Source organism: Streptomyces sp. NPDC051555, assembly GCF_044454405.1.
Lineage (GTDB): Bacteria > Actinomycetota > Actinomycetes > Streptomycetales > Streptomycetaceae > Streptomyces.
Genome location: NZ_JBITDP010000038.1, coordinates 40339 through 46558 on the forward strand (window position 1 = coordinate 40339; position 6220 = coordinate 46558).

A 6220-nucleotide genomic window follows, 5' to 3' on the forward strand; every position below is an offset into this window, starting at 1 on the left:
CATGGACTTCGGCTTCGGGGCGGCGGACGAGGAGCTGCGCGCCGACGCGCGGCTCTGGCTCTCCGGCCACCTCGTGGGACCGTACGCGCAGGCCCGCGGCCTCGGCGGGCCCGGCAGCGAGCACGAGGGCGTGGCCGAGCGCCGCGCCTGGGAGCGCGAGTTGGGCCGCGGCGGCTGGATCGGCCAGGGCTGGGACGTGGCCGACGGCGCCTACGGGCAGCGCCGGCTCTCCCTCACCGGGCAGGTCGTGTGGGCCGAGGAGTACGCGGCGCTGCGCGCGCCCGGCCGGGTCGGCCACATCGGCGAGAACCTCCTCGCGCCGACCCTGATCGCCCACGGGTCCCGGGAGCAGCAAGGCCGCTTCCTGCCCGGCATCGCCCGCGGCGAGGAGCTGTGGTGCCAGGGCTACAGCGAACCGGGCGCGGGCTCCGACCTCGCCGGGATCCGCACGAGCGCCGTGCGGGATCCGGCGGACGGCCGCCACCGCGTCACCGGCCAGAAGATCTGGACCTCGCTGGCGCAGGACGCCGACTGGTGCTTCGTGCTGGCCCGCACCGAGTCCGGCTCGCGGCGCCACCACGGGCTGTCCTTCCTCCTCGTACCGATGGACCAACCGGGCCGGATCGAGGTCCGGCCCATCCGGCAGATGTCGGGGACCGCCGAATTCAACGAGGTCTTCTTCGACGGCGCCGAGGCCCACGAGGTGGTCGGCGGCGAGGGCAACGGCTGGACCGTGGCCATGGGCCTGCTCGCCCTGGAACGCGGGGTCTCCACCCTGGTCCAGCAGATCGGCTTCGCCGCCGAACTGGAGCGGGTGGTCGCCGCGTTCCGCACCTCCGCACAGGCCGGCGACCCGGTCCTGCGCGATCGGCTGGTCACCCAGTGGGCCGAGCTGCGCACCATGCGGTGGCACGCGCTGCGCACCCTGGGGGCGGCCGCGCCGGACCCGGGCGCGCCCAGCGTGGCCAAGCTGCTGTGGGGCGGCTGGCACCGGCGGCTCGGCGAGCTCGCGGTCGCGGTGCGCGGCGCGGCGGCCACCGCCGGGCCCGCGCCGTGGGGGCGCGGGACTCCGTACGAGCTGGGCCTCGACGAGGCGCAGCGGCTGTTCCTGTTCACCCGCGCCGACACGATCTACGGCGGTTCGGACGAGATCCAGCGGAACATCATCGCCGAGCGCGTGCTCGGCCTGCCTAAGGAGTCCAGGTGAGAGGCGTCGTGTTCGACGGCAAGCAGGCCCAGGTGGTCGACGACCTGGAGGTGCGCGGCCCCGGGCCGGGGGAGGTGCTCGTCGCCGTCAAGGCGGCCGGGCTGTGCCACAGCGACCTGTCGGTGATCGACGGGACGATCCCCTTCCCGCCGCCGGTGGTCCTCGGGCACGAGGGCGCGGGCGTGGTGGAGGCGGTCGGCTCCGGGGTCACGCACGTGGCACCGGGCGACCACGTCTCGCTGTCCACGCTCGCCAACTGCGGTGCGTGCGCGGACTGCGACCGGGGCCGGCCGACGATGTGCCGCAAGGCGATCGGGATGCCCGGCCAGCCCTTCTCGCGGGGCGGCAAGCCGCTGTACCAGTTCGCGTCGAACTCGGCCTTCGCGGAGCGGACGATCGTCAAGGCCGTCCAGGCGGTGAAGATCCCCGAGGACATCCCCTTCACTTCGGCCGCACTGATCGGCTGCGGGGTCCTGACCGGCGTCGGGGCCGTCCTGAACCGGGCGAAGGTGGACCGCGGCGAGTCCGTGGTCGTCATCGGCACGGGCGGGATCGGCCTGAACGTCCTGCAGGGGGCCCGCATCGCGGGCGCGACGACGATCGTGGCCGTGGACGCCAATCCGGCGAAGGAGGCGGTGGCCCGGCAGTTCGGTGCCACGCACTTCATCGACGCCTCGGCGGTGGCGGACTCCTCGGCGGCGGTCCGCGAGGTCCTCCCGACGGGGGCGGACCACGCCTTCGAGTGCGTGGGCAACGTCAAGCTGATCCGCCAGGCGATCGACCTGCTCGACCGCCACGGCCAGGCGATCCTGCTGGGCGTGCCGGGCTTCAAGGAGGAGGCGTCGTTCCAGGTCTCGTCCATGTACCTCGACAAGACGGTCATGGGCTGCCGCTACGGTTCCTCCCGCCCCCAGCGCGACATCGCCCTCTACGCGGAGCTGTACCGCCAGGGCCGCCTGCTGCTGGACGAACTGGTCACCGAGACCTACCCGGTCGAGGACTTCGCGAAGGCGGCGGACGACGCCCACCACGGGCGCGTGGCCCGGGGCGTCCTGACCTTCTGAGGGGTGGGGGGTCCGGGGAGGGGTCCGGGGCGGGGCGGGGGGTCCGGGGCGGGGCGGGGCTTCGGGACCCCGCCCCTGGGGGGGGCTACTCCGGTCCCGGTCGGAGGGCGATCCAGGGGCGGAGCTTCTCCGGGTTGCGCACCGCCCAGATGCGGCTGACGCGGCCGTCGTCCGTGAGTCCGAAGGCCGCCACGGTCACCGTCACGCCGGAGTGCTGGGCGACCAGCCCGGGCACGCCGTTGACCGTCCGCTCCAGGAGGGTCAGCCCGGGGGCCTTGTCGGCGATGTGGATCAGGTACGCGGCGATCCGCTCGCTGCCCTCGACCGGGTGCAGGACGGCGCCGACCAGGCCGCCGCCGTCGGCGGCCATCGTGGCGTCGGGGTCGAGGAGGCCGACGAGGGCCTCGATGTCCTTGGCCTCCCACGCCTCCTTGAAGTGCCGGACCAGGCCGGCCTGCCCGGCCTGCCCGGCCGCGGGGAGCGGCGGCACCTGCGCGGAGCGCACCCGCCGGCGGGCCGATGCCGCCAACTGCCTGCAGGCCGCGGGCGTGCGGCCGACGATGTCGGAGATCTCGCCGAAGGGGTACCGGAAGACGTCGTGCAGGACGAACGCCACGCGCTCGGCCGGGGTCATCGACTCCAGCACGACGAGGAACGCCATGTTCACCGACTCGTCCAGGGTGACCCGGTCGGCGGGGTCGTCCGGCAGGTCCCCGCCGCCCGTCCGACCGCTGAACCACTCCGTCCGGTCGGGCAACGGCTCGGGCACCCACTCGCCGACGTAGCGCTCGCGCCGGACCCGCGCCGAGCCGAGCACGTCCAGACAGATCCGCCCGGCGACCGTCGTCAGCCAGGCGCCCGGGGACTCGATCGCCTCCTGCCGCTGCGGGGACATCGCGTACCAGCGGGCGTAGGTCTCCTGCACGGCGTCCTCGGCCTCCACCAGTGAACCGAGCAGCCGGTAGGCGAGGTTGGTGAGCCGGCGCCGCTCTCCGACGATGAGGCTCAGGCCGCGGTCGGCGCGGTCGGCGCTGTGGGCGGTGCTGCTGCTGGTCATGGCGCTCACCTCACATTTCGCGGGCCCGTCTCGTCGGACCATCGAGAGAGTACCGATCCACCGCCGTGAGGCAGACGAGGGGACCGCATCATGAGCACGCACGCGACGGCAATACCGGTGGGGACGAACGGAGTTCCCGGCGAGGTGCGCGATGGTTCGGGCAGGTTCGCGCGGTTCGTACAGGTCTCGATCGCGCTCCAGACCCTGTCGATCTTCTTCCAGGCGTCCACCGCGGGACTGCTGCTGGCCACGTCCTACGGCGAGACGCTGCACGGAGTCGGAGCGCGCGTGATGTACGGCGCCTCGATGCTGTACCTGCTCGCCGCGGTCCTGGCGTGGCGGCCGGGCGGCGGCTCGGCGCGACCGGCCCTGTACGCGACGGGCTTCCTCGTCCTCGCCTCGGTCCAGGTGGTGCTCGGCATCGCGCACGTGCCGACGTACCACGTGCCGCTGGGTGTCCTGATGTTCGGCCTGAGCGTGCTGGACCTGGGCCGGGTGCTCCTCGTCCGCCCGGGGGCGCGGGTCACCGGCTGATGCGGCCGGTCGCTGAGGCGGCCGGTCACTGGCTGAGGCGGTCGATCACCGGCTGAGGCGGCCGAACTTCCCCTTGTGGAAGAGCAGCGGGCCGTCCTCGCCCGCGGCGCCCATCGCCTCGACGCGGCCGACGACGATCAGGTGGTCGCCCCCGGTGTGCACGGCGTGGATGCGACAGTCGATCCACGCCGGTACGGCGTCCAGCTGCGGCGAGCCGGTCACGGGCGCGGGGTTGTGGACCACCCCGGCGAACTTGTCGGCCCCGCTGACCGCGAACGCCCGGCACAGCAGGCCCTGTTCGGCTCCCAGGATGTTGACGCAGAACACTCCGGCGCGCGCGATCCGCGGCCAGGTGGTCGACGTACGGGCGACCATGAAGGTCACCAGCGGCGGGTCGAGCGAGAGCGACGCGAAGGACTGGCAGGCGAAACCCGCGGGGGTGTCCTCGCCCTCCGCGGCGGGCGCGGTGATGATCGTGACGCCGCTTGCGAAGTTGCCCATGACGGACCGGAATTCGGCCGGATCGATGGGCGCGCGCTCGTCGTCGCCGACGGCCCGCAGTTCGGGCCGCGGATGCGCGTCGACGCCGGCGGGGGAGGTGGCGGATTCCGGGTGCCCGGCGGACCTGAGGTATCGGACGACGGTGGCCGCCATCCCTGCGTGTCCCATCACGAGAACGATTGAACCTGACGGTATGTCAGATGGGAAGGGGTGTGGGTGTGCGGGCGGGCATGTGCGGGCGCGGGCGGGCGTGGGTGGGCGTGGGCGTGTAGGGTCCGGGTGAATTGAACGCGTTCAGGTAGTGGGTGGGGGGCTCCGGGTGACGGGTGGGACAGCAGGTGCGGAAGAGGGGGCCGCGAGGAACCTCCGCAAGGTCCAGATCCTGCGGGGCGGCGGCGCGATCGCCGCGGCCCAACTCGCCCTGTGGGGGCTGTGGCTCCTCGTCACCAGTGGCACCCGGGACGACTACGACACCGGGGGCGACATCGGGTGGTTCCCGGCCCCCTGCTTCTTTCCCGTCCTCGCGGTCGTCGGCGGCTTCGTGCACGCCGTCGCGTTCACCTGGCCGGTGGCCGGCCTCGCCCGGCTCGGCGCGACCCGGACGCGGGTGGGGGCGCGGTGGTGGACGGGGGCGGGACTCGTACTCCTGGCGGCGGTCTACGCCTGGCCCCTCGGCCGGCTGACCGGATCGCCCTACGGGGAGGCGTGGGCCCGGGCCGCCGCCTTCGGCGCGCTCCCGCTGGCGGGGGTCGCGTACGCCGCACGGCGCGGGATCCCCGGCCGGGCGATGGTGCGGGCGACGGGCTGGGCCCTGGGCTTCGGTCTACTGGCCGGCTTCGGCGGCGGGATCGCCGCCGACAAGGCGGGCTGGTTCCCGCCGTACCGGCCGCCCCGGCTGGAGCGCACGGAGTACGTCGCCCAGTGGACCGGTGACGACGGGGCGCGCCTGACGCTGCGGGCGGACGGCTCGGCCACCGCCGAACGTCTGCCGCGGGTGGGACCGTGGCGTGAGGTCGAAGGAGGGCGCTGCACGGGCGCGGGCACGTGGCAGTTCCGGGAGGAGGGCTCCCCGGGGCAGCGCGAAACCCGCTTCGTGCGCGACGGCATCACGCTGACCCTCCCGTCGTGCGACGACGCATACGACTGGCAGGTGGCGGGCGGCCGGGACCACCCCGAACTGTTCGCCGCGTACGGGGTGGAGATGGACGAGGTCCGGATCCTGCGGCGCGGGTGAGCGCTCAGGCGGTGACCACGCAGAACTCGTTCCCTTCGGGGTCGCGCATGGTCTGGAAGGACCCCTGGTCGTCGGTGACGGTCCCACCCGTCCGAACCGCCCCCAGGGCGAGCGCCGCGGCGATGGCGGCCCCGATGTCGTCCGCGCGGACGTCGAGGTGCAGGCGGTTCTTCCCGGCCTTCTCCTCGGGCACGGGCTGAAAGGCCAGCCGCACGCCCCCCGGCAGATCGACGTGAGACCAGCCCCGAGCCCGGTCCACCGGCTCCCCGCCGAGCAACCGCGCCCAGAACCGCACGAGCGCCCTCGGATCGAGGCAGTCCACGACGATCTGATGAAGGTCGAGGCGGGGCCGGGGGTGGGGGTGGGGGCCGAGCGCAGTGGTCATGGGGCCGAGGGTATGGGGCGGGGAACGACGGGGTCGAGCGCGGCTTCGTGGGGGTGGGGGTGGGGGGCTTCGGGTGTCCGGGGTTGGTGGGGTTCCGGGGGCTGCCCGTCAGTTCGACTGTCTCTCCGTGACGGGGTGGCCTGTCAAGGGCGCTCCCTGCGGTCGCGTCGCTGCGCGATGTCGCTGCGCTCCACCCTTGACAGGCCACCCCGTCACGGAAAGCCAAGAACTGTCGGGC

Annotated in this window: 7 protein-coding genes; 4 read left to right on the forward strand and 3 right to left on the reverse strand. The window is 73.8% G+C overall.

Going from position 1 to position 6220, the window contains the following annotated elements; genetic code table 11:
• Position 1 precedes the first annotated feature (1 nt).
• Both ACIBEA_RS40665 and ACIBEA_RS40670 read left to right on the forward strand, forming a co-directional pair.
• Positions 2 to 1207 (forward strand): acyl-CoA dehydrogenase family protein, encoded by a 1206-nt coding sequence (locus tag ACIBEA_RS40665; RefSeq protein ID WP_399268852.1) that lies wholly within the window; start codon positions 2 to 4, stop codon positions 1205 to 1207.
• Positions 1204 to 2271: a Zn-dependent alcohol dehydrogenase gene (locus tag ACIBEA_RS40670; protein ID WP_399268853.1), complete on the forward strand. Its 1068-nt coding sequence runs from the start codon at positions 1204 to 1206 to the stop codon at positions 2269 to 2271. Before ACIBEA_RS40665 ends, ACIBEA_RS40670 begins: the two co-directional genes overlap by 4 nt.
• Before the next feature lie 85 nt (positions 2272 to 2356).
• On the opposite strand, the gene sigJ is transcribed toward ACIBEA_RS40670, so the two are convergent.
• The gene (sigJ, locus tag ACIBEA_RS40675) at positions 2357 to 3328 is read right to left on the reverse strand and encodes an RNA polymerase sigma factor SigJ (RefSeq protein ID WP_399268855.1); all 972 of its coding nucleotides are present in this window, start codon (positions 3326 to 3328) and stop codon (positions 2357 to 2359) included.
• Between the two features lie 90 nt (positions 3329 to 3418).
• Here sigJ and ACIBEA_RS40680 point away from each other — a divergent pair, with 90 nt between their 5' ends.
• Positions 3419 to 3862 (forward strand): hypothetical protein, encoded by a 444-nt coding sequence (locus ACIBEA_RS40680; protein ID WP_399268857.1) that lies wholly within the window; start codon positions 3419 to 3421, stop codon positions 3860 to 3862.
• A 45-nt stretch (positions 3863 to 3907) separates the two neighbouring features.
• On the opposite strand, the gene ACIBEA_RS40685 is transcribed toward ACIBEA_RS40680, so the two are convergent.
• Positions 3908 to 4531, reverse strand: a complete 624-nt coding sequence (locus ACIBEA_RS40685) for a flavin reductase family protein (RefSeq protein WP_399268859.1) — start codon at positions 4529 to 4531, stop codon at positions 3908 to 3910.
• 151 nt (positions 4532 to 4682) lie between these two features.
• Here ACIBEA_RS40685 and ACIBEA_RS40690 point away from each other — a divergent pair, with 151 nt between their 5' ends.
• The gene (locus tag ACIBEA_RS40690; protein ID WP_399268861.1) at positions 4683 to 5597 is read left to right on the forward strand and encodes a hypothetical protein; all 915 of its coding nucleotides are present in this window, start codon (positions 4683 to 4685) and stop codon (positions 5595 to 5597) included.
• A 4-nt stretch (positions 5598 to 5601) separates the two neighbouring features.
• Here ACIBEA_RS40690 and ACIBEA_RS40695 read toward each other — a convergent pair whose 3' ends face one another.
• Positions 5602 to 5982 (reverse strand): VOC family protein, encoded by a 381-nt coding sequence (locus ACIBEA_RS40695; RefSeq protein WP_399268863.1) that lies wholly within the window; start codon positions 5980 to 5982, stop codon positions 5602 to 5604.
• Positions 5983 to 6220: the final 238 nt, after the last annotated feature.

Excerpts from the sequence above, each read along its gene's own strand:
- ACIBEA_RS40680 (WP_399268857.1), top strand. The coding sequence starts at position 3,419 with ATGAGCACGCACGCGACGGCAATACCGGTGGGGACGAACGGAGTTCCC.
- sigJ (WP_399268855.1), bottom strand. The coding sequence starts at position 3,328 with ATGACCAGCAGCAGCACCGCCCACAGCGCCGACCGCGCCGACCGCGGC.
- ACIBEA_RS40665 (WP_399268852.1), top strand. The coding sequence starts at position 2 with ATGGACTTCGGCTTCGGGGCGGCGGACGAGGAGCTGCGCGCCGACGCG.
- ACIBEA_RS40685 (WP_399268859.1), bottom strand. The coding sequence starts at position 4,531 with ATGGGACACGCAGGGATGGCGGCCACCGTCGTCCGATACCTCAGGTCC.
- ACIBEA_RS40695 (WP_399268863.1), bottom strand. The coding sequence starts at position 5,982 with ATGACCACTGCGCTCGGCCCCCACCCCCACCCCCGGCCCCGCCTCGAC.